This is a genomic window from Pseudomonas sp. S3_C06, assembly GCF_054667675.1.
In genome coordinates, this window is record NZ_CP162747.1 from 4,705,304 (window position 1) to 4,727,500 (window position 22,197).

Consider the following 22,197-nt stretch of genomic DNA (forward strand, 5'->3'; position numbering starts at 1 on the left):
ATGGAGAGATGATTGGCTATTTCTCTGCGAGATAAAACCGGCTAAAAGAGCAGTCTCTTTCAATATTTTTTTGATAATCGAGGCTGACCATGTTGCGTTTCGATGACTTGCAGTTGTTTGTCCGGGCAGCGGATCTGGGCAGTCTGTCGGCGGCGGCGCGGGTGATGGACATGTCCGCCGCCGTGGCCAGCGCGGCATTGAAGCGGATCGAACAGCAATTGGGCGCACGCTTGCTGGCGCGTTCGACCCGCAGCCTGCGCCTGACCGCCGAGGGCGAAGGCTTTCTCGAATACGCGCGGGCGGCGCTGAGTAATCTTGATGAAGGTCGGCGTTTGCTCGCCAGCAGCCAGGATCAGGTCAGCGGGGTCTTGCAGTTGTCGGCGCCTTCGGACTTTGGCCGCAACCTGTTGCTGCCGTGGCTCGATGAGTTCCAGCGCGAGCACCCGAAGCTGACCGTGCGTTTGCTGCTTGGCGACCGCATCGCCGATCTGTTTCGGCAACCGGTGGACATTGCCTTGCGCTATGGCGAGCCGGAAGACTCAAGCCTGGTCGCCTTACCCATCGCCCCGCACAACCACCGCGTGCTGTGCGCTTCCCCGGCGTATCTGGCCCGGCACGGCGAACCGCGCCAGCTCGAACAGCTGGCCCAGCACAACTGCCTGCTGTACATGCTCGGCAGCCGGGTGCATGACCACTGGAGTTTTCACGACGGCAAACGTGAAGTCGGTCTGACCGTCAGTGGTGACCGTTTCAGCGACGACGCTGACGTCGTGCGCCTGTGGGCGGTGGCCGGTGCCGGGATTGCCTACAAATCGTGGCTGGACGTCGGCGCCGATGTGCTCGCCGGCAGGCTCAAAGTGCTGCTGCCGGAGCTGCTCTGTGAGCGCGCACCGCTGAATCTGTTGTGCGCCCATCGCGCCCAATTGAGTAAGCCGGTGAACCTTCTGAGGGAAATGCTCGCCAGCCGATGCGCTGATTTGAGTAGTCAATTTCCCGTTTTTCCCAAAGATGATCATTAGTCGCAGGTAAATAGAGAAATTTCTGTCAGGAACAATCACCACCTGTGCAGGCCCCGGCGCGGGACGCGGGAGCTAACCCGCTTATACTAGCGCCCGCCTCACGCCAGCACCGACACCCCGGCCCGGAGACCCTCGCACCGCGTCGCCAGTCTTCGAGTGACGGTCGCGCAACTGCTGCGGGTTCTGTGCCGGAGCAGGCTGCGTCAGTAGCTTGCCTCGCCCCGGTTCATGGCGATTTTCGCGTCTTGGCCGATGACTCATTACCGGCCAAGATGTCTCCGAGCAGTAGACGATACGATTCAACAGGGAGTGAACACATGGAACATGCACCTTGCATCAGCCAGATCGCCACGTTGCTGGCCGACCCCAAGCGCAGCGCGATGATGTGGGCGTTGATGGATGGCTCGGCCCGGCAAACCGAGGAGCTTGCGCTACTGACAGGGCTGTCGCCATCGTCGGCCAGCGCGCATCTGGCGCGGCTATCCACGGGTGGTCTGTTGAAGGTCGAAGTCCGTGGTCGCAAACGGTTTTTCCGTCTCTCGGCACCGGAAGTCGGTGCTGCGATAGAAGCATTGGCCAGCGCCACCATCGCCAGTGCTCCACGGGACATTCCCGAGGTGTTCAAGCGCGCCACCCCCATGGCCAAGCCGCAAACTGCGCCGTCCTCGCTGCTGCGCGCGCGTTTTTGCGATGACCACCTGGGCGGTACGCTGGCCGCCGATCTGTACCAGCGGCTGCTGGATGCCGGCTGGATCGAACAACTTGAACAACGCGTCGTGGTGACTCTCAAGGGGGCAAAATTGCTGGCCGGCCGTGGCGTGTTCATCCAGGCGCTGGCCCATCGCAATGTGCAAGTGGCGTGCGCTTGTCCGGACTGGAGCGAGCGTCGCCCGCACATGGGTGGCTCGCTCGGTGCGGCGTTGTTGCAGTTGTTCATGCAGTCCGGCTGGCTTACCCTGCCCAACGACTCTCGGGCCTTGCAATTGACGGCTACCGGCCAACGGGAGCTGCATCGTTTCGCCAAGGAAACCGAGCTGGAAATGGCGTTGTAGAGCTCTCGCATTCGACGCCTGGCAAGCACCGGTGCTTCTGGCGTCGTCCACGACTGCGAACAGGTCGCATCCAGCACGAACGCCGAAACGCTATCGCGCACACTCGATCCGGGGACATTTCGGATGGGGGAAGCGGCATGGACACACATGGCTACAGCGCGGCAGAACGCTTGGAACGACTGCCGATCAGCGGTTATCACCGGATCATTTTCATCATCATCGCCCTGGCGTTTTTCTTCGACTCCATGGACCTGGCGATGATGACGTTCCTGCTCGGCTCGATCAAAGCCGAGTTCGGTCTGAGCAGCGCGCAAGCGGGTCTGCTCGCCAGTTCGAGCTTCTTCGGCATGGTGCTGGGGGCGTCGCTGTCCGGCATGCTCGCCGATCGTTTCGGGCGCAAACCGGTGTTTCAGTGGAGCATCGTGCTGTGGGGCGTGGCCAGCTACCTGTGTTCGACGGCGCAAACGGTCGAGACGCTGACGCTGTTCCGCATCTTGTTGGGGATTGGCATGGGCATGGAATTTCCGATTGCCCAGTCGATGCTGTCCGAGCTGATTCCGGCGCAACGCCGGGGTCGTTACATCGCGTTGATGGACGGCTTCTGGCCGCTGGGTTTCGTGGCGGCCGGCGTGCTGTCTTACTTCCTGCTGCCGCTGATTGGCTGGCGTGACATCTTTCTGGTGTTGGCGGTGCCGGCGGTGTTTGTGCTGGCGATCCGCTTTTTCATTCCCGAGTCACCGCGCTGGCTGGAGCAGGCTGGAAAGCATGAGGCGGCAGACAAGGTGCTGAACGGCATCGAGGCGCGGGTGCGTTCGTCGCTTGGCGGTGCCGCGTTGCCGGAACCGATTCGTTTGCCGCGCACGGTGACGCCGCCGGGCAACTTCTTTGCGGCGCTCAAGCAGATCTGGTCGCCGCAGTATCGCCAGCGCACGACGATGATCTGGAGTCTGTGGTTCTTTGCATTGCTCGGTTTTTATGGGCTGACGTCGTGGCTCAGTGCGTTGCTGCAACAATCGGGTTTTGCCGTGACGCAGTCGGTGTATTACACGGTGCTGATTTCCCTGGGCGGGATTCCGGGATTTTTGATGGCCGCCTGGCTGGTTGAGCGCTGGGGGCGCAAACCGGTGTGCATCGTCACGTTGCTCGGCGGCGGGGTGATGGCGTTTCTCTACGGCCAGAGCGCGGTGTTCGGCGGCAACGTTGCGCTGCTGATCAGCACCGGACTGTTGATGCAGTTTTTCCTGTTCGGCATGTGGGCGGTGCTCTACACCTATACGCCGGAGCTTTATCCAACGTCGGCGCGGGCAACCGGTTCGGGCTTCGCCTCGGCGATTGGCCGGGTTGGCTCGCTGCTCGGGCCGTTGGTGACCGGGTTGGTGTTCCCGATTACCGGGCAGGGCGGGGTGTTTGCGCTGGGCGCGGCGTGCTTCGCGATAGCGGCGGGGGTGGTGTGGCTGTTCGGGATGGAGACGCGGGGTAAGACCCTGGAAGAGCTGACTGAAAGCCAAATCCCAGGCTAAACAAAGAACCCACTGTGGGAGCGAGCCTGCTCGCGAAAGCGGAGTGTCATTAAACGAAAATGTTAACTGACACTCCCTCTTCGCGAGCAGGCTCGCTCCCACAATGGTTATTGGGTGTTGCTTACGGTTTTACCAGTCGCGCATCCAGGCTGTTCTGCGCCAGGCGCTTGGCCTGATCCTGGGTCATGCCCAAATGCTCATGCAGCGCGTAGAAGTTCTCGGTCACATAACCACCAAAGTACGCCGGGTCATCGGAGTTCACCGTGACCTTCACGCCACGCTCGAGCATGTCGAGAATGTTGTGCTGCGACATGTGATCGAACACGCAAAGCTTGGTGTTCGACAACGGGCACACGGTCAGCGGGATCTGTTCGTCGATGATCCGCTGCATCAGGCGCTCGTCTTCGATGGCGCGCACGCCATGGTCGATACGCTGGATTTTCAGCAGGTCGATGGCTTCCCAGATGTACTCCGGCGGGCCTTCTTCGCCAGCGTGGGCAACGGTCAGGAAGCCTTCGTGACGGGCACGATCAAACACACGCTGGAACTTGCTCGGCGGGTGACCCATCTCGGAGCTGTCCAGACCGACAGCAACAAACGCGTCACGGAACGGCAGCGCTTGGTCGAGGGTTTTCTCGGCTTCTTCTTCGCTGAGGTGGCGCAGGAAGCTGAGGATCAAACCGCTGGTGATGCCCAGTTGCTGCTCGCCATCCTTCAATGCGGCTGCGATGCCGTTGAGCACCACTTCGAACGGGATGCCGCGGTCGGTGTGGGTCTGCGGATCGAAGAACGGTTCGGTGTGAATCACGTTCTGTGCTTTGCAGCGCAGCAGGTAGGCCCAGGTCAGGTCATAGAAATCCTGCGAGGTGCGCAGCACGTCGGCGCCCTGGTAATACAGGTCGAGGAACTCCTGCAGATTGTTGAAGGCATAAGCCTTGCGCAGGGTTTCGACATCGTTCCACGGCAGGGCGATCTTGTTGCGCTCGGCCAGGGCGAACAGCAGCTCGGGCTCCAGCGAGCCTTCCAGGTGCAGGTGCAGTTCAGCCTTGGGCAAGGCGTTGAGCCAGTCGTACATATTCTTTTCTCATCAGGTGCAATGGCGGCATTCTACAGATGCTCGTCGAAACAATTGGCAAAACCTGACCAAGCGATCCATCACACGGCTTCCTGCTCGCGACGATAGGCGTAGGTATCGGCGAAGCGCGACAGCAGGAATTCGGCGCAAGTGGTCGTCGGATATTTCGCCGGATGCTGTGCGTCCTGACAACCGGGCAGGCATTCGATGCGCGTGTCCGGGTGCGGCTCGGCAAAGAACGGCATCGAATAGCGATCCACCCCGAGCGGGCTGATCACCCGGTGCGGGGTCGAGCGATAACGGTCGTTGCTCCAGCGCGCCATCATGTCGCCGAGGTTGACCACGAAGGTGCCGTCGATGGGTGGCGCGTCGATCCATTCACCCTTGACGTTTTTTACCTGCAGGCCGCCGGCGCTGTCCTGATAGAGCAGGGTGATGCAGCCGTAATCGGTGTGCGCACCGGCACCTTGCTGCTCGGGGGAGCTGGCGGTGTGGCGAGGAGGGTAATGGATCATGCGCAGCACGCTGACGGGGTCGTTGAAACGGCTGTCGAAGAAGTCGCGTTCGATGTTCAACGCGATGGTCATCGCTCGTAACAAGGTTTGCGCGAGGGCCTGCATGTCGAGGTAATGCTGCTCCATCAACTCAGCCCATCCGGTTTGCGCCGGATGACGGTTCGGCCCGCGCAGCGGTTTTTCGGCGAGCACGTCGGGATGGTTGGCTGGCAGGTGCAGCCCCATGTCGAAGGTTTCTTTGAGGTCGCTGGGTTTGCTCGGGTCGAGTTGCTCGGTGGCGATGGCGCCGTAACCGCGATGGTGGCGGGTTTGGGTGATGTCGATCTTGAGTTTTTCTGCGACGGGCAGGGCAAAGAAACGCTGAGTCTGATCAAGCACCGCGTCGATGCGCTGCGCGGAAATCGGATGACCCTTGATGTAGAAGAAACCCCATTCGCGGCAGGCGTGGTCGATTTGTTCAGCCACGGCAGGCCAGGCGTTTTCGTCGTCGCTATAGAGCGGGCTGATGTCGATGATCGGAAGCTGATCCATACACAATCCTTGAAAAGTACGGGAGATCGTTCCCATGCTCCGCGTGGGAATGCCTCAATGGACGCTCTGCGTCCGCTTTTGGCAGGGACGCGGAGCGTCCCGGGCGGCATTCCCACGCAGAGCGTGGGAACGATCCGGGTCAAATGGATTACTTCGGCATCTCAGCCTTCATGCCTTCAACGTAATAGTTCATCGACGCCAGTTCCGCCGTGGTCGCACTTACGCCCGCCGGGATTTTCTCGACGCCGGCCTGATCCTTGATCGGCCCGGTAAATGGCTGCAATGCACCGCTCTTGATGTCGGCAATGATCTGCTCGGCCTCGGCTTTCACTGGCGCCGGCACCAGACCGCTGATCGGCAGTTCAACCGTGCCTTCCTTCAACCCGCCCCAGTAGTCCTGGGATTTCCACGTGTGGTCGATCACGCTCTGCGTCGCCTGAATATAGTGCGGCGCCCAGTCGTTGACGATCGAGGTCAGCACCGCTTTCGGCCCGAAGTGCGCCATGTCCGAGGCGTAACCTACGGCGTATACGCCACGACGTTCGGCGGCCTGAATCGGTGCCGGGCTGTCGGTGTGCTGGAACACCACGTCGACGCCCTGATCGATCAGCGCGTTGGCCGCATCGGCCTCCTTGCCAGGATCGAACCACGAGTTGACCCACACCACTTTGATCTCGGTGCCAGGGTTGTATTTGTTCAGGGCCAGTTGAATCGCGTTGATATCGCGGATCACCTCGGGGATCGGGAACGAAGCGACGTAACCGATCTTTTTGGTCTTGGTCATCTTCGCCGCGAGGAAACCACCGACGTAGCGACCCTCGTAAGTGCGCGCCAGATAGGTGCCGAGGTTCTTGTCCTGTTTGTAGCCGGTGGCGTGTTCGAAGGTCACCTTGGGAAATTGCTTGGCGACTTTCAGCGTCGGGTTCATGTAGCCGAAAGAGGTGGTGAAGATCAGGTCATAGTTGTCCTTGGCCATGTTGCGGATGACCCGCTCGGCGTCGGCGCCTTCAGCGACGTTCTCGACGTAGTTGGTGGTGATCTGCGTGCCGAGTTTTTCTGCGAGTGCCTTGCGCCCCTGTTCATGCTGATACGTCCAGCCGTGGTCACCGATCGGGCCGATGTAGACGAAACCGACCTTCAGCGGATCGGCAGCGCTGGCGCTCAGGCTGATCCCCAGACCGAGGGCGGCGCACAGCAGTTTGTGCAGCGGACGTATTTGCATGAATTGGAGCTCCGTTTTGTTGTGTGTGGTCAGGGCCAATGCAAATTGCTGACCAACAGGACAACAAACAATTCGAAATCGCGTAACGGCCATCGCGAGCAGGCTCACTCCTACAGGGGAATGCGGTCAACTGTAGGAGTGAGCCTGCTCGCGATAGCGCCCTCAAGGCCAATAAAAGTGCAACTGCCAAAAGCACTGCCAGCGCTTGGTGCGCTAAGGTGTAACGAAACGTTAGCGCCGCCCCGCAGTCAGTAGCTCATCCGCTCTCTTCGGCAAAAAGGCCCGCCATGTTCACCATCCTCAAGCAAGAAAGCTTTCTGCTGCTGGCCGTCATCGCCGCCTGCGTTGCCTATCCGCTGGAACACTGGCTGTTGCACAGCGGCCAGATCGTCGCGTTGATCGGCGGTCTGGTGCTGATCGCCTTCATCGTCGCCGCCTCAATGCGCGTCGCCCATCAAGCCGAATTGCTCGCGGAAAAAGTCGGCGACCCGTACGGCACCATGATTCTCACCCTCGCCGCCGTGCTGGTGGAGGTGGTGATCCTGGCGATCATGATGAGCAACGAAGCTTCGGCCACGTTGGTGCGCGACACGATCTATTCGGCAGTGATGCTCGATATCAACGGCATCCTTGGCCTCGCCGCGCTGATGGGCGGGATCAAGCACGGTGAGCAGTCTTACAACGACGATTCGGCGCGCAGCTACAGCGTGATGATTCTCACCGCCATGGGCGTATCGATGGTGGTGCCGGAGTTTATTCCCGAGGCCAACTGGAAGATTTATTCGGCGTTCACCATCGGTGCGATGGTGGTGCTGTATGCGTTGTTTCTGCGCATGCAGGTCGGCCCGCACAGTTACTTTTTCAGCTACAGCTACCCGGACAAACGCCGCAAGAAAGAACCGATCGAGGAAGAACCAAAACCGGTCAGCCTGGCGTTGTCGATCGGCATTCTGGTGTTTGGCGTGGTGGTGATTGGCGCACTCGCCGAAGTGATGTCGAAGACCCTCGATCTGGGCCTGGAAGGCACGGGCGCACCGCCGGTGATCACCGCGATTCTGGTGGCGGCGATTTCTGCTGCGCCGGAGATTTTGACGGCGTTGCGTGCGGCGCTGGCCAACCGTATGCAGTCGGTGGTGAACATTGCGATGGGCGCGTCACTGTCGACGGTGATTCTGACCGTGCCAGTGATGGAGGCGATGGCGCTGTACACCGGTCAACCGTTTCAGATGGCGATGACGCCTGTGCAGACGGTGATGATCTTCCTGACGTTGATCGTTAGTGCGATCAACCTCAACGACGGCGAGACCAATGCCATCGAAGGCATGACGCACTTTGTGTTGTTTGCGACGTTCATCATGCTTTCCCTGCTCGGCCTCTGATGATTGATCGTTCCCACGCTCCGCGTGGGAATGCCGCCATGGACGCTCTGCGTCCGCCGCTGGGACGCGGAGCGTCCCGAGATGCATTCCCACGCAGAGCGTGGGAACGATCAGATGGGGAGGGGGATCAGGTACCGGCGATCAACTGGCGCGCCGCCTGGCTGTGATCGGCGATCAGGCCTTTCAGGTCCAGTCCTTCAACCTGGCCATCAACCACACGCCACTTGCCAGCAATCATCACCCGATCCGCACGATCGGCGCCGCACAACAGCAACGCCGAAATCGGATCATGGCTGCCGGAGAAGCGCAGCTCATCGAGCTTGAACAACGCCAGATCCGCCTGTTTGCCCACGGCAATCTCACCAATGTCGGTCCGCCCCAACAGGCTCGCCGAGCCCTTGGTCGCCCAGCCCAGCACGCGTTCCGGCGTAATCTTCTCGGCGCCATAACGCAGACGCTGGATGTACAGCGCCTGACGTGCTTCGAGAATCATGTTCGAGGCATCGTTGGACGCCGAACCGTCGACGCCCAGACCAAACAGCGCACCGGCATCAGTCAGATCGATACTCGGGCATATCCCGGAGGCCAGACGCATGTTCGAACTCGGGCAATGGCAGATGCCGGTGCCAGCCTCGCCGAGGCGGGCGATTTCGTCCGGGTTGAAATGGATGCCGTGCGCCAGCCAGGTGCGCGGGCCGAGCCAGCCGACGCTGTCGAGATAATCGACGGTGCGCAGGCCGAAACGCTGCAGGCAGAAATCCTCTTCGTCGAGGGTTTCGGCCAGATGCGTGTGCAGACGCACGTCGAGCTTGTTCGCCAGTTCGGCGCTGGCCGACATGATTTCCGGGGTCACCGAGAACGGCGAGCAGGGCGCCAGCGCGATCTGGATCTGCGCGCCATCGCCACGCTCGTGGTACTCGTGAATCAGGCGCTGACTGTCGTCGAGAATCACCTGACCTTCCTGCACGGTCTGCTGCGGCGGCAGGCCGCCGTCCTTCTCGCCGAGGCTCATCGAACCGCGGGTGAGCATGGCGCGCATGCCCAGTTCGCGGACGCTTTCGACTTGCACGTCGATGGCATTTTCCAGACCGTCCGGGAACAGGTAATGATGATCGGCAGCAGTGGTGCAGCCCGACAGCAACAGTTCGGCCAAAGCGACTTTGGTGGCGAGCGCGAGCTTCTCAGGCGTCAGGCGCGCCCACACCGGGTAAAGGGTTTTCAGCCACGGGAACAACGGCTGATTGACCACCGGCGCCCAGGCGCGAGTCAGGGTTTGATAGAAGTGATGGTGGGTGTTGATCAGGCCCGGCAGGATCACATGTTCACGGGCATCGAACACTTCATTGCACGGTGCCGACGGCTGTTGGCCGGCGGCGAGGACTTCGACGATGACACCGTCTTGCACGACAAGACCGCCACGGGCATCGAGCTCGTTGGAAGTGAAAATGGCGAGGGGATTTTTTAACCAGGTACGGGTCGCGGGCATGTTGCCGGCTCCTCTGAAAATGGGGTTCAGGGTTGCCAGCTCAGTGATGCCCTGTCTGCTGATCCAGGGTCGCCGCGGGGACGAGGTGCGCAGTTTCAAACAAATTGTTGCAGCGGGCAAGCCCAACCCGACCATTCACCACACAACCAAAATACACAACCCCTGTAGGAGCTGCCGAAGGCTGCGATCTTTTGATTTTGTTTTTAAGATCAAAAGATCGCAGCCTTCGGCAGCTCCTACAGGGATTTGTATGCTTACCAGGGGATGGTTTCACCCTTGTAATTGATGAAGTGATGCCCGCCCTTGCCGGTGTACGCATTTACTTGATCTACCAGCCCACGGGTGCTGGTTTCCACGTCAAGGTCAGCCCCTTCACCGCCCATGTCCGTCTTCACCCAACCCGGATGCAGTGACAACACCGTCATCTTCTGCTCGCCCAATTGCGTGACAAAACTGTTGGTCATCGAATTCAGCGCAGCCTTGCTCGCCTTGTACAGCGCCAGCTCCGGCGCGTCCGGCACGGTCACGCTGCCCAGTCCGGAACTCATGAACGCCAGCACACCGCTGCCGTCACGAATCTGCCCGGCAAAACGCTGAGCCAGATTGATCGGCGCCACCGCGTTGGTGAAAAACAACTGACCGACTTCAGCCAGTGTCGCGCCGCCAGGGGTCTGATCGGCCGGGCCTTTGACCCCGGCGTTGACGAACAGCAAGTCGAAGGTTTCGCCCTTGAGCTGTTGGCTCAGAGCAATGACCGCTTGCTGATCGTCCATGTCGAGCTTCTCGATCCGTACCTTGCCTAATGCTTGGAGCGCATCGGCATTGGCAGGATTGCGCACGGTGGCGGTGACTTGCCAGCCGTCGGCCAGCAGGGTTTTCACCAGACCGAGGCCAAGGCCCCGGGAGGCGCCGATAATCAGTGCGTTTTTTGCAGACATGATGGGCTTCCTTGATGAATGAGGATCATGGATTCAATGGACAGGCCTGACCGAGGCGAAGTTGCAACTCCTGCCGCAGCGCATCAAGTTCGCGCATGCGGGTTTCGATCAGTTGCAGTTTGTCGCGCAGCAACTGCGCCACGGCGTTGTCCGGATCTGGCGCGTTCCACAATGCGGCAACGCTGTCGCCGATCTCGCCGAGGGTAAATCCCAGACGCTGCGCCGTTTTGATATAGAGCACCAGTTGCACCATCTCCGGCGGATAGTCGCGGTAACCATTGGCACTGCGCTGCGCCGCGATCAACCCGCGCTGCTCATAGAAACGCAGGGTGTCACGGCTGACGGCGCTGGCCTGGGCTAATTCACCGATGCGCATGCGGGCTCTCAAAAGGGCTATTGACCCTGGAGCATACTCCAGGCTTTACCGTGGAGGCTCCCTGAATTTCTGGAGCATGGATGATGTGGACTTCAACGCAGTATCGCAATGTGGTGCGCGGCAGCGCCTGGTATGACTTGATCGTCACGGCAGCGTTTGCCACGCCGTGGAGTTTTGCCGTTGTACACGGGGTGTTGAGCGCACTGGATTTGCCCGGCGAACTACCCGCGTTTCAGCCTGTGCATCTGTTGATGGCGAACCTGTTGGGATCGGTGGTGTGCGTGTGGGCGGTGCTGCGGATTCGTGATCCGCAGGCGCTTTATGGACGGTATGACGCGGTGGCCAGGTTTCTGTTTGCGGCTTGGCAGGGGTATGCCTTGCTTCACGGTGCCAGTTCGATTCTGATTGTTTTCCTGGTCTTCGAACTGACGTGGGGCGTTGCTCAGGTGTTGCCTGTCAGTAAGTCTTCGCGAGCAGGCTCGCTCCCACAGGAGATGGGTGTCACCTCATACCCCTGAGTCGAGAGCGGAAAATGTGGGAGCGAGCCTGCTCGCGAAGAGGCCCGCCCAAACAATAATTAATGCCCCGCCTGCCAAGGCTGCCCAAGCGACACCGGCGCATACAGCCGCGTGCGCAGCGCATCCCGCGACAACAGCACCAACACCACAATCGTCGCGACATACGGCAGCATCGCCAGCAAACTCGACGGAATCGCCAGCCCCAACCCCTGCGCCACCAAGTGCAGGATACTGGCGAGGCCAAACAGATACGCCCCGAGCAACAACCGCCATACTCGCCAACTGGCAAATACCACCAGCGCCAAGGCGATCCAGCCACGCCCGGCGGTCATGTTTTCTGCCCACATCGGCGTATACGCCAGCGACAAATAAGCCCCGGCCAACCCGGCCATCGCCCCGCCGAACAGCACCGCCAAGGTGCGCACGGTCAACACCGGCAAGCCCATCGCACTGGCCGCATCCGGGTTTTCCCCGACCGCTTGAATGATCAACCCGACACGACTTTTGATGATCACCCACGCCACCAGCGCAAACAGCGCGAACGACAGATACACCAGCAAATCCTGAGCAAACAGCATCCGACCGATCAGCGGAATCTCACTCAGATAAGGAATCGCCAACGGCTCAAAACCGGCCAACGGTTTACCCACCCAAGCCGCGCCGACAAAGGTCGACAGCCCGACACCAAAAATCGTCAACGCCAACCCGGTCGCCACCTGATTGGCGTTGAACACCAGCGCCACCAAGGCAAACAGCGACGACAACAACATGCCCGCGAGCATCGCCAACAACACGCCGAGCCACAGGTTGCCGCTGTTCAGCGCGACGATAAAACCGATCACCGCGCCAAACAGCATCATCCCTTCCTGCCCGAGGTTGAGCACGCCGCTCTTTTCGCAAATCAGCTCCCCCAGCGCCACCAGCAACAGCGGCGTGCCGCAACGCACCATGGCGTAGAAAATATTGCTCAACAGATCGATATCCATCACAGCGCTCCGACGGTTACGGCAGTGGTCGAGGTGCGCTTCACCCAGCGCAGGTTCAGACGTGGCCGATAGAGAATCAGCACGTCACAGGCGAGCAGGAAAAACAGCATCATTCCTTGAAACAACTGGGTGATCGCCTGCGGCAGGTTCATCGTCATTTGCGCGCTCTCGCCACCGATGTACAGCAGTGCCATCAACAGACTCGAAAACAGAATCCCGATCGGATTCAGACGCCCAAGAAACGCCACGGTAATCGCCGCATAGCCATAACCCGGCGACACCTGCGGCACCAATTGGCCAATCGGCCCGGTGACTTCGCAAACGCCGGCGAGCCCGGCCAAGCCGCCGCTGATCAACAGTGCCAGCCAGATCAAGCGCTTCTCGCGAAAGCCGACAAACCCTGCGGCACGCTTGTCCAGCCCAAGCACTTTGATCTGGAAACCGACAAAGCTTTTCTGCAACAACACCCACACCGCGACCAGTGCGAGCAGGGCGAAATACACCCCGGCATGCACGCGGCCATCCTCCATCAACAACGGCAAACGGCTGGCATCGCCGAACATCGCTGACTCGGGAAAGTTGAACCCGGCCGGATCTTTAAGCGGCCCGTGCACGCAGAACAGCAGCAGGTTCAGCGCGATGTAATTGAGCATGATGCTGGTGAGGATTTCGTTGGCGTTGAAGCGCGTGCGCAACCACGCGGTGAGCCCGGCCCACGCCGCGCCAGCGAGGGTGCCGGTGAGCAGAATAAATACCAGCGCCCAACGACTTTGCATGCCGATGATGTTCACCGCCAAGGCACTGCCGGCGAGTGCGCCGAGGAGCAATTGACCTTCGGCGCCGATGTTCCAGATCCGCGCCTGATAGGCCACCGCCAAGCCCAGTGCGCAGAGCAGAATCGGCAGCGCCTTGACCAGTAATTCGGAGACGCCATACAAGTCGCTGACCGGTGCGATCAGCAGCGTGTGCAAGGTTTGCAGCGGGTCGTGACCGAGGGCGATAAACAGCAGCGAGCCGCAGCCGAGCGTCAGCGCCGCCGCCAGTAACGGCGAGCACCACAGCATCAGGCGCGATTGCTGGCCACGGGGTTCGAGGGAAAGCAGCATGTGGAAAACTCCGTTAAACCGTGGCGGCTGAAGGTGTGTGGTCGAACTGGCCGGCCATCCAGCCGCCGACATCGCTGAGTTGGGTATCGCCGGTGTTGTGCAACGCCGACAAACGTCCACCGCACAACGCACCGAGGCGATCGCTGATCTGGAACAGTTCGTCGAGGTCTTCGGAAATCACCAGAATCGCCGCACCGGCATCGCGCAACGCGATCAGCGCGCGGTGAATGGTCGCGGCAGCACCGACGTCGACGCCCCAGGTCGGGTGCGCGGCGATCAGCAGTTTCGGTTGCTGGAGGATTTCCCGGCCGAGGATGAATTTCTGCAGGTTGCCGCCGGACAGGCTGCGCGCAGCGGTTTGCGTGTCCGGGGTTTTTACGCCGAAACGCTGAATGATCTGTCGGGCGAGGGCTTCGACTTTGCCGCGTTCGATCAAACCGTTGCTGACCAAGCCTTGCTGGAAAGCGGTGAGCAGGGCGTTATCGGCCAGACTCAATTCCGGCACCGCGCCATGACCGAGACGCTCGGCGGGCACGAATGCCAGGCCCAGTTTGCGTCGCGCATCCGGGCGCAGGTCGGCGACATGTTGCTCCGCGAATCGAATAGTTGCCGCTTCGGCGCGACGCAGGATTTGCTCGCCGCTGAGCAGCGCAAGCAACTCATCCTGACCATTACCGGCGACCCCGGCGATGCCGACGATTTCACCGCCGCGCACTTCCAGGTCGATGTCTTTCAGCGAGCAGCCAAACGGGTCCGGGTTGTGCCAACTCAATCCGCTAATCCGTAAAAACGTCGTGCCGCCACTGACCTTCGGGTAATCGCCAATCAACGCCGCTGCTTCGCCAACCATCAGCTGCGCCAACTGCTGATCCGAACATTCGGCTGGCACGCAATGCCCGGCCACGCGCCCGCCGCGCAAAACCGTCGCGCTGTGACACAGCGCCCGTACTTCGCCGAGTTTGTGGCTGATAAACAGAATGCTGCAGCCCTCGGAGGCGAGGCGGCGCAGGGTGATGAACAACTCATCGGCCTCCTGCGGTGTCAGCACTGAGGTCGGTTCGTCGAGAATCAACAGGCGAATGTTCTGCATCAGGCAGCGAATGATTTCCACGCGCTGGCGCTCGCCGATCGACAGACTGTGGACAAGTCTTTCGGGTTCCAGCGCCATACCGTAGCGACGCGACACTTGGCGAATTTTCGGCTCCAGTTGCTTCGGTGTGCCGGCCGCAGCGCCCATCGCCAGCGCAATGTTCTGCGCCACGCTGAGGGTTTCGAACAGTGAGAAATGCTGGAACACCATGCCGATGCCCAGCTGCCGCGCCTGTGCCGGGTTGCGGATGTTGACCCGTTGACCCTGCCAGAGCATCTCGCCCGAATCGGCCTGGGTAACGCCGTAGATGATTTTCATCAGGGTGCTTTTGCCCGCACCGTTTTCACCGAGCAGGGCATGGATTTCCCCGGGTGCGATGCTCAGGTCGATGGCGTCATTGGCCAGACAACCGGGGTAGCGTTTGCTGATATGGCGCAGTTGCAAGCGCGCAATGGGAGGAGCGATTGGCATGACAGGCTCGACTTGCTTGGAGTTGTGCCTGTGGATAAAGCAATTTCCTGGCCATTGAGTCAGGAACGCGAGCGGGCCGCGTGTATCAGCCCTTGGCGTAGAGCACCCAAGATAAAAACAGGCTTGTGCCCGGCACCAATTCAGAGCAAAGCCGTTGATCGGGCTCCAGTTTTGCCCGTCAGCAACTGATCAAAAAACGAGCAAACACGTGTGAGTCAGGCAGAACCTGCGACTGCGCCAGCCATGAACGGGTTATCCACAGCTTGTTCCACAGTTATTGTGCGCAAGCCGCAAACCCGGGCATAAGCACTGCGGTGCTTTCTTCTAATGGTGATAAACCGCGCTAACTGTCTGTTTCTGTTTGAAATTTTCGTTTCGTCGGTTGAATTGAACGAAAAGTGAGCAAACCGCGCAAAGCCACGTGACAGAAGGGTTACAGCGGAATGTACTCAGGTTATCCACAGTCGGGTGCACAGCAGATGTGGGCAACTCCGGGGAATAACGGAAAAGGGTGATGCCCTAAAAGATCGCAGCCTTCGGCAGCTCCTACACGAAAACGCTGATACCGGTATCACCAACGAAATTCATGACAAACCCGGATCCCTGTAGGAGCTGCGGAACGCTGCGATCTTTTGATCCTGCTTCACCGCTGCAACAAAATCCGCCCACGGCTCAAATCCGCTAGCTGGGTTTGCAAGACATCGATTTGCGCCTCACCCACCGCTAACTTCAACTCGACCCCGTTCGCCGTGAAGTTTTCCTCCACTACCAATCCACCCAGATCGGCAACGCGCAACTTCACCAACGCCAACTCGGCAAACCCGCAAGCGCAACTCAACGGCACCCGACTGATCAACTCAACCTTCGCCGCCGTTTGCAGGCACTTGTTCGCGCCACCGCCATAAGCCCGGGCCAACCCACCAGTCCCAAGTTGAATGCCGCCGTACCAACGAATCACCAGCACCGCGACCTGATCGCAATCCTGCGCCTCAATTGCCGCGAGAATCGGCCGACCCGCCGTGCCGCCCGGCTCGCCGTCGTCATTGCTGCGATATTGATCGCCGAGCTTCCACGCCCAGCAATTGTGCGAGGCATTGAAGTCGCTGTGTTGCTCGAAGAACGCCAGCGCCTCGGCAGGGCTGCCGATCGGCGTGGCGAAGGTGATAAAGCGGCTTTTGCGAATCTCTTCGCGGTACTCGCAAAAACCGCTGAGGGTGAAAGGCATAAACGTCTTATAGAGGAGGAGTGAGGCCGCAGCCTTTGAGAATGATGCGGATCAGGTTGTTGCCGGCGTCTTCCATGTCCTGCTTGGTCAGCTTGCTGCGACCGCTGACGCGACAGAATCTGCGTGGCGAAGTCGGCGTAATGCTGAGTGCTGCCCCACAACAGGAAGATCAGGTGCACCGGATCGACCGCGTCCATTTTGCCCGCATCGATCCACGCCTGAAACACCGCCGCACGGCCAGTGAACCAGGCGCGGTAATCCTGATTGAAATATTCGGTCAGGCATTCACCGCCGCTGATCACTTCCATCGCAAAGATTCGCGAGGCCTGCGGCTGACGGCGGGAGAACTCCATCTTGGCGCGAATGTACCGGGTCAGCGCTTCGGCTGGATCGTCCTCGGCCGTTAGCGTGTTGAAGGTGCTGTCCCACAGCTCGATGATGTTGCTCAACACCGCCACGTACAAACCGAGTTTGTTGGTGAAGTAGTAATGCAGGTTCGCCTTGGGCAACCCGGCATTCTGCGCGATGGTGTTCATGCTGGTGCCTTTGTACCCGTGACGGGCGAACTCGTCTTCGGCGGCTTTGAGGATGGTCTCTTCGTTTTTCTGACGAATGCGGCTGGCGGGCTTGCCGCCATGGGCTGGGACTTCAAAGGTCATAGGCACTTCCGGGTTTGTCTGTGGGTGCAACCAGTTGCGTTGATAGCGCACCCACAGGCATCCGACAAGTCTTTGCGCGATAAAACCGTTACGCCTGTTCGATCTTGTTCAGCGGCGCGTGCGCTTCAGCGGCCTCGGTTTTCGACTCCGGCAGCAACAGGCACAGGATGATCGCGGTCAGGCCGCCGCTGGTGATCGCCGAATCAAACAGGTTCTGCACAAGTTTTGGCAGCAGGTGCAGCAGGTTCGGTTGCGCGGCAATGCCCAGGCCGACGCCGAACGACGTGGCGATGATCAACATGCTGCGTCGATCCAGTGGCGACTGCGCGAGGATGCGCACGCCGGCAGCCGCCACCGCGCCGAACATCACCAGGGTCGCGCCACCGAGTACCGGTTTTGGAATCTGCTGCAGCACCGCGCCGATCATTGGGAACATACCGAGACAAAACAGGATCGCGCCGATGTACAGACCAACGTAACGACTGGCGACGCCGGTCAGCTGGATCACGCCGTTGTTCTGCGCAAACGTGGTGTTGGGGAAGGCGCTGAAGGTCGCGGCGATCATGCAACTGACGCCATCGCCGAGGACGCCACCGCGCAGGCGGCTTATATAAGAAGGGCCGCTGATCGGTTGGCGGGCGAGCATGCAGTTGGCGGTGAGGTCGCCGACGGTTTCGATGGTGCTGATCAGATAAATCAGCGCGACCGGCAGGAAAGCCGTCCAGTCGAAGCTGAAGCCAAACTTGAACGGTGTAGGAAAACTCACCAGTGGCAAGTCAGGTAAAGGCTGCGGCACCAGTTTCCCACTGAACCACGCGGCCAGGCTGCCGAGCAGCAAACCGATGATGATTGCCGACAAGCGCACCCATGGCGTGTTCGAGCGGTTGAGCAGAATGATCGTCAGCAACACAAACACGCCCAGCGCCAGATTGCCTGGCGCACCGAAATCCGGCGCATTGAAGCCACCGCCCAGATCGGTGATGCCGACCTTGATCAGGCTGATACCGATCAGGGTGATGACGATCCCGGTCACCAGCGGCGTAACGACTCGACGCAATTGACCGATGAAGCGGCTGAGGACGATCTGCACGATTGCGCCGAAAAAGCACACGCCGAAGATCATCGCCAGAATGTCTTCCGGGCTGCCGCCACGTTGCTTGACCAGAAAACCGGCCGACAGCACCGCACCGAGAAAGGCGAAACTGGTGCCCTGTAAACAGATCATTCCCGCCCCGATGCCGAACGGCCGCCGCGCCTGAATAAAGGTGCCGACGCCCGAGACCATCAACGCCATGCTGATCAGGTAGGGCAAATGCGCGGTCAGCCCCAATGCTGAACCGATCACCAGCGGCGGGGTGATGATGCCGACGAAACTGGCGAGCACGTGTTGCAGCGCCGCGAGAGTTGCGGCGAGTGGTTTGGGGCGGTCGTTGAGGCCGTAGATCAGGTCGCTGGATTGTTCGGAATCTGGCTGCATGGCTGAAGGCTTCTTGTTGAAGGATTGGAGTTGATCCTGCTTTGCAAAAAGCTGTCCACTTGCTCAGGTTATCGAGTGATTTAGTCGTCAAGGCCCAACGCTGGCGGGCCTTGCAGGATTCTTCAACGCGTCGCCGCCAGACTCTCCAAAAAGCTTTCCAGCACCAAATGAGGGCGCCGGCCCTTGCGCGTGACCGATGCGAGGCTCAAGTCATAAAAACGCGTTTGCGATTTCAGCGCACGCAAGCGACCTTGCTGTACCCAGAGACTGGCGTAGTGGTCCGGCAGATAACCAATGTAGCGCCCGGTCAGAATCAGAAACGCCATGCCTTCTCGATCGGAAGCGCTGGCGGTGCAATTGAGCGCCTGGTAATGCGCCTGAATATCCGCCGGCAACCGAAACGTCGGCGCAATCGCGTCCTGACTGTTTAAGCGTTCGTCATCGAGTTGCTTGTCATCGACATAAAACAGCGGATGCCCCACCGCGCAATAAAGCAGCGAACGCTCGCTGTACAACGGCTGATATTCCAGTCCCGACAACGCACTGGCCTGCGGCACCACGCCAACATGCAGACGCCCATCGAGCACGCCTTGCTCAACTTCATTCGGCGCAATCATGCGGATCTGGATCTGCACATCTGGTCCGCGCTCCTTCAACTGCGCGAGGGCGTGGGTAATGCGCATGTGGGGGAGGGTGACGAGGTTGTCGGTCAGGCCGATGATCAGCTCGCCACGCAAATGCTGGTGCAGACCGTTGACCTCGGTGCGGAAACTTTCCAGCGCACTTAATAGTTGCAGCGCCGATTGATACACCTCGCGACCTTCTTCGGTCAGCGAAAACCCGGCGCGCCCGCGCTGGCACAGACGCAAACCGAGGCGCTGCTCCAGATCGCTCATCTGCTGACTGATCGCCGAGCGACCGATGCCGAGCACGGTTTCCGCCGCCGAGAAGCCGCCGCACTCCACCACGCTGCGAAAAATCCGCAGCAGGCGAATATCAAAGTCACTGACCTGGGCCAGCGGATCGGGACGGCGGCTGCTCATCTTATTGTTCTCATTGTTTAGCAAAGTTCTAACTGAAGGTTAGAAGAGTTGAATTTCACCGACTTTATCGCCGTGGCAATTTAGCTGCAACAACGCTTTTTATCTCCCTGACGCTTATGCCCTGCGAGGTTTTGCCCGATGAACATGCCTGAAAACGCGCCGTCGCCACTGGCCAGCCAATTGAAGCTGGACGCGCACTGGATGCCGTACACCGCCAACCGCAATTTCCAGCGCGATCCGCGTTTGATCGTTGGCGCCGAAGGCAGCTGGCTGATCGACGACAAAGGCCGCCGGGTATACGACTCGCTGTCTGGCCTGTGGACCTGTGGCGCCGGCCACACCCGCAAGGAAATTCAGGAAGCGGTCTCCAAACAGTTGGGCACCCTCGATTACTCGCCGGGCTTCCAGTACGGCCATCCACTGTCGTTCCAGTTGGCCGAAAAAATCACCGAGCTGACTCCGGGCAACCTCAACCACGTGTTCTTCACTGACTCCGGTTCCGAGTGCGCCGACACAGCAGTGAAAATGGTCCGTGCCTACTGGCGCCTGAAAGGCCAGTCGACCAAGACCAAAATGATCGGCCGTGCCCGTGGTTACCACGGCGTGAACATTGCCGGCACCAGCCTCGGCGGCGTCAACGGCAACCGCAAGCTGTTCGGTCAGGCGATGATGGACGTCGATCATCTGCCGCACACGCTGCTGGCCAGCAACGCTTTCTCCCGTGGCATGCCGGAGCAGGGCGGTATCGCTTTGGCCGATGAGTTGCTGAAGCTGATCGAACTGCACGACGCTTCGAACATCGCCGCGGTATTCGTTGAGCCTATGGCCGGTTCCGCTGGCGTACTGGTGCCGCCGCAGGGTTACCTGAAACGTCTGCGCGAAATTTGCGATCAGCACAGCATTCTGTTGGTGTTCGACGAAGTGATCACCGGTTTCGGCCGTACCGGCAACATGTTCGGCGCCGACACCTTTGGCGTGACCCCGGACCTGATGTGCATCGCCAAGCAAGTCACCAACGGCGCGATCCCGATGGGCGCAGTGATTGCCAGCTCCGAGATCTACCAGACCTTCATGAATCAGCCGACCCCGGAATACGCCGTGGAATTCCCGCACGGCTACACCTACTCGGCACACCCGGTGGCTTGCGCTGCAGGCCTGGCAGCACTCGATCTGCTGCAAAAGGAAAACCTGGTGCAGAGCGTTGCCGAAGTCGCACCGCATTTCGAAAACGCGCTGCACGGTCTGAAAGGTTCGAAGAACGTTATCGACATCCGCAACTTCGGTCTGGCCGGTGCGATCCAGATTGCCGGGCGTGACGGCGACGCTATCGTGCGTCCGTTCGAGGCGGGCATGGCCCTGTGGAAAGCCGGGTTCTACGTACGCTTCGGCGGCGACACCCTGCAGTTCGGCCCAACCTTCAACAGCAAGCCGCAAGACCTCGATCGTCTGTTCGACGCGGTCGGCGAAGTGCTGAACAAGCTCGACTGATTTTTCCTTTTATATAGCTATACAAATAGCAGGCGCCTGTTGCGGGTGTCTGCGCACAAGAATTCAGGAGTTTTCGATGAGCGTTATTCCGCATTTGATCAATGGCGAACTGGTGACCGAGAACGGTCGCGCGGTTGATGTGTTCAACCCGTCCACCGGTCAGGCTATCCACAAGCTGCCACTGGCCAGCCAGGCAACCATCCAGAAAGCCATCGATGCCGCCAAGGCTGCGTTCCCGGCGTGGCGCAACACGCCACCGGCCAAACGTGCCCAGGTGATGTTCCGCTTCAAGCAACTGCTGGAGCAGAACGAAGCACGCATCTCGCAATTGATCAGCGAAGAACACGGCAAGACTCTGGAAGACGCCGCCGGTGAATTGAAACGCGGCATCGAGAACGTCGAGTTCGCTTGCGCTGCCCCGGAAATCCTCAAGGGTGAATACAGCCGCAACGTCGGCCCGAACATCGACGCATGGTCGGACTTTCAGCCGCTGGGCATCGTTGCCGGTATCACCCCGTTCAACTTCCCGGCCATGGTGCCGCTGTGGATGTACCCACTGGCGATCGTCTGCGGTAACTGCTTTATCCTCAAACCGTCCGAACGTGATCCAAGCTCGACGCTGCTGATCGCTCAGCTGCTGCTGGAAGCCGGTCTGCCGAAAGGCGTGATGAGCGTGGTGCATGGCGACAAGACTGCCGTGGACGCGCTGATCGAAGCGCCGGAAGTCAAAGCGCTGAGCTTCGTTGGTTCGACGCCGATTGCCGAGTACATCTACGCCGAAGGCACCAAGCGCGGCAAACGCGTTCAGGCACTGGGCGGCGCGAAGAACCACGCAGTGTTGATGCCGGATGCCGATCTGGACAACGCGGTCAGCGCACTGATGGGTGCGGCCTACGGTTCGTGCGGTGAGCGCTGCATGGCGATTTCGGTTGCCGTGTGTGTTGGCGATCAAGTGGCAGATGCGCTGGTGGCCAAACTGGTTCCACAGATCAAAGCGCTGAAAATTGGTGCCGGCACTTCG

At 60.0% G+C, this 22,197-nt stretch carries 19 protein-coding genes and 1 pseudogene (1 of these 20 running past the window's edge); 7 read left to right on the forward strand and 13 right to left on the reverse strand.

Annotated elements, in window-relative coordinates:
• Positions 1–89: 89 nt before the first annotated feature.
• The 3 genes from AB4N44_RS20815 (at position 90) to AB4N44_RS20825 (ending at position 3,591) form a co-directional block, all read left to right on the forward strand.
• A complete protein-coding gene (locus AB4N44_RS20815; protein ID WP_160038112.1) occupies positions 90–1,019 on the forward strand; it encodes a LysR family transcriptional regulator in 930 nt (309 codons plus the stop codon).
• A 317-nt stretch (positions 1,020–1,336) separates the two neighbouring features.
• Positions 1,337–2,071: an ArsR/SmtB family transcription factor gene (locus AB4N44_RS20820; RefSeq protein WP_127925720.1), complete on the forward strand. Its 735-nt coding sequence runs from the start codon at positions 1,337–1,339 to the stop codon at positions 2,069–2,071.
• Between the two features lie 137 nt (positions 2,072–2,208).
• Positions 2,209–3,591 (forward strand): MFS transporter, encoded by a 1,383-nt coding sequence (locus AB4N44_RS20825; protein ID WP_460107724.1) that lies wholly within the window; start codon positions 2,209–2,211, stop codon positions 3,589–3,591.
• Between the two features lie 121 nt (positions 3,592–3,712).
• On the opposite strand, the gene AB4N44_RS20830 is transcribed toward AB4N44_RS20825, so the two are convergent.
• The 3 genes from AB4N44_RS20830 to AB4N44_RS20840 form a co-directional block, all read right to left on the reverse strand.
• A complete protein-coding gene (locus AB4N44_RS20830) occupies positions 3,713–4,666 on the reverse strand; it encodes an adenosine deaminase (protein ID WP_008082147.1) in 954 nt (317 codons plus the stop codon).
• A gap of 80 nt (positions 4,667–4,746) precedes the next feature.
• Positions 4,747–5,712, reverse strand: a complete 966-nt coding sequence (locus AB4N44_RS20835) for a 2-oxoglutarate and iron-dependent oxygenase domain-containing protein (RefSeq protein ID WP_460107721.1) — start codon at positions 5,710–5,712, stop codon at positions 4,747–4,749.
• Positions 5,713–5,860: 148 nt separating this feature from the next.
• Positions 5,861–6,934 carry a BMP family ABC transporter substrate-binding protein gene (locus tag AB4N44_RS20840; protein ID WP_460107719.1) on the reverse strand — a complete coding sequence of 358 codons (1,074 nt, stop codon included), beginning with the start codon at positions 6,932–6,934 and terminating at the stop codon, positions 5,861–5,863.
• Between the two features lie 287 nt (positions 6,935–7,221).
• Here AB4N44_RS20840 and AB4N44_RS20845 point away from each other — a divergent pair, with 287 nt between their 5' ends.
• On the forward strand, positions 7,222–8,313 hold the full coding sequence (locus AB4N44_RS20845) for a calcium:cation antiporter (RefSeq protein ID WP_150775832.1): 1,092 nt from the start codon (positions 7,222–7,224) through the stop codon (positions 8,311–8,313).
• A gap of 127 nt (positions 8,314–8,440) precedes the next feature.
• Here the strand turns inward: AB4N44_RS20845 and AB4N44_RS20850 are convergent, their stop codons facing one another.
• The 3 genes from AB4N44_RS20850 to AB4N44_RS20860 all read right to left on the reverse strand — a co-directional run bounded on the left by AB4N44_RS20850 (position 8,441) and on the right by AB4N44_RS20860 (position 11,113).
• Positions 8,441–9,799 carry an 8-oxoguanine deaminase gene (locus AB4N44_RS20850; RefSeq protein WP_460107716.1) on the reverse strand — a complete coding sequence of 453 codons (1,359 nt, stop codon included), beginning with the start codon at positions 9,797–9,799 and terminating at the stop codon, positions 8,441–8,443.
• A 254-nt stretch (positions 9,800–10,053) separates the two neighbouring features.
• Positions 10,054–10,740 carry an SDR family oxidoreductase gene (locus tag AB4N44_RS20855; RefSeq protein WP_123594071.1) on the reverse strand — a complete coding sequence of 229 codons (687 nt, stop codon included), beginning with the start codon at positions 10,738–10,740 and terminating at the stop codon, positions 10,054–10,056.
• A gap of 22 nt (positions 10,741–10,762) precedes the next feature.
• Entirely contained in the window at positions 10,763–11,113 is a 351-nt protein-coding gene (locus AB4N44_RS20860) for a MerR family transcriptional regulator (protein WP_077570877.1), read from the reverse strand.
• Between the two features lie 83 nt (positions 11,114–11,196).
• Here AB4N44_RS20860 and AB4N44_RS20865 point away from each other — a divergent pair, with 83 nt between their 5' ends.
• On the forward strand, positions 11,197–11,631 hold the full coding sequence (locus AB4N44_RS20865; protein ID WP_460111691.1) for a hypothetical protein: 435 nt from the start codon (positions 11,197–11,199) through the stop codon (positions 11,629–11,631).
• A gap of 59 nt (positions 11,632–11,690) precedes the next feature.
• On the opposite strand, the gene AB4N44_RS20870 is transcribed toward AB4N44_RS20865, so the two are convergent.
• The 7 genes and pseudogenes from AB4N44_RS20870 to AB4N44_RS20900 all read right to left on the reverse strand — a co-directional run bounded on the left by AB4N44_RS20870 (position 11,691) and on the right by AB4N44_RS20900 (position 19,688).
• Positions 11,691–12,617 carry an ABC transporter permease gene (locus tag AB4N44_RS20870; RefSeq protein ID WP_064118442.1) on the reverse strand — a complete coding sequence of 309 codons (927 nt, stop codon included), beginning with the start codon at positions 12,615–12,617 and terminating at the stop codon, positions 11,691–11,693.
• A complete protein-coding gene (locus tag AB4N44_RS20875; RefSeq protein ID WP_460107712.1) occupies positions 12,617–13,723 on the reverse strand; it encodes an ABC transporter permease in 1,107 nt (368 codons plus the stop codon). Before AB4N44_RS20875 ends, AB4N44_RS20870 begins: the two co-directional genes overlap by 1 nt.
• Before the next feature lie 13 nt (positions 13,724–13,736).
• Positions 13,737–15,284 carry an ABC transporter ATP-binding protein gene (locus tag AB4N44_RS20880; protein ID WP_460107709.1) on the reverse strand — a complete coding sequence of 516 codons (1,548 nt, stop codon included), beginning with the start codon at positions 15,282–15,284 and terminating at the stop codon, positions 13,737–13,739.
• Between the two features lie 643 nt (positions 15,285–15,927).
• Positions 15,928–16,509 carry an IMPACT family protein gene (locus AB4N44_RS20885; protein WP_460107706.1) on the reverse strand — a complete coding sequence of 194 codons (582 nt, stop codon included), beginning with the start codon at positions 16,507–16,509 and terminating at the stop codon, positions 15,928–15,930.
• Between the two features lie 7 nt (positions 16,510–16,516).
• Positions 16,517–17,168, reverse strand: a pseudogene (locus AB4N44_RS20890) (TetR/AcrR family transcriptional regulator).
• A gap of 88 nt (positions 17,169–17,256) precedes the next feature.
• Positions 17,257–18,645, reverse strand: coding sequence for a uracil-xanthine permease family protein (locus AB4N44_RS20895; protein ID WP_150749972.1), 1,389 nt, complete (start codon positions 18,643–18,645; stop codon positions 17,257–17,259).
• A gap of 122 nt (positions 18,646–18,767) precedes the next feature.
• Entirely contained in the window at positions 18,768–19,688 is a 921-nt protein-coding gene (locus AB4N44_RS20900; RefSeq protein WP_064387741.1) for a LysR family transcriptional regulator, read from the reverse strand.
• A 138-nt stretch (positions 19,689–19,826) separates the two neighbouring features.
• Here AB4N44_RS20900 and aptA point away from each other — a divergent pair, with 138 nt between their 5' ends.
• Complete coding sequence (gene aptA / locus AB4N44_RS20905) at positions 19,827–21,176, forward strand: omega-aminotransferase AptA (protein WP_007914732.1); 1,350 nt, start codon at positions 19,827–19,829, stop codon at positions 21,174–21,176.
• 76 nt (positions 21,177–21,252) lie between these two features.
• Positions 21,253–22,197 carry the 5' portion of a CoA-acylating methylmalonate-semialdehyde dehydrogenase gene (locus AB4N44_RS20910; RefSeq protein ID WP_064118435.1) on the forward strand. Its footprint extends 549 nt past the window's final position, so the window shows 945 of its 1,494 coding nt (coding positions 1–945); it begins with the start codon at positions 21,253–21,255; its stop codon lies beyond the right edge, outside the window.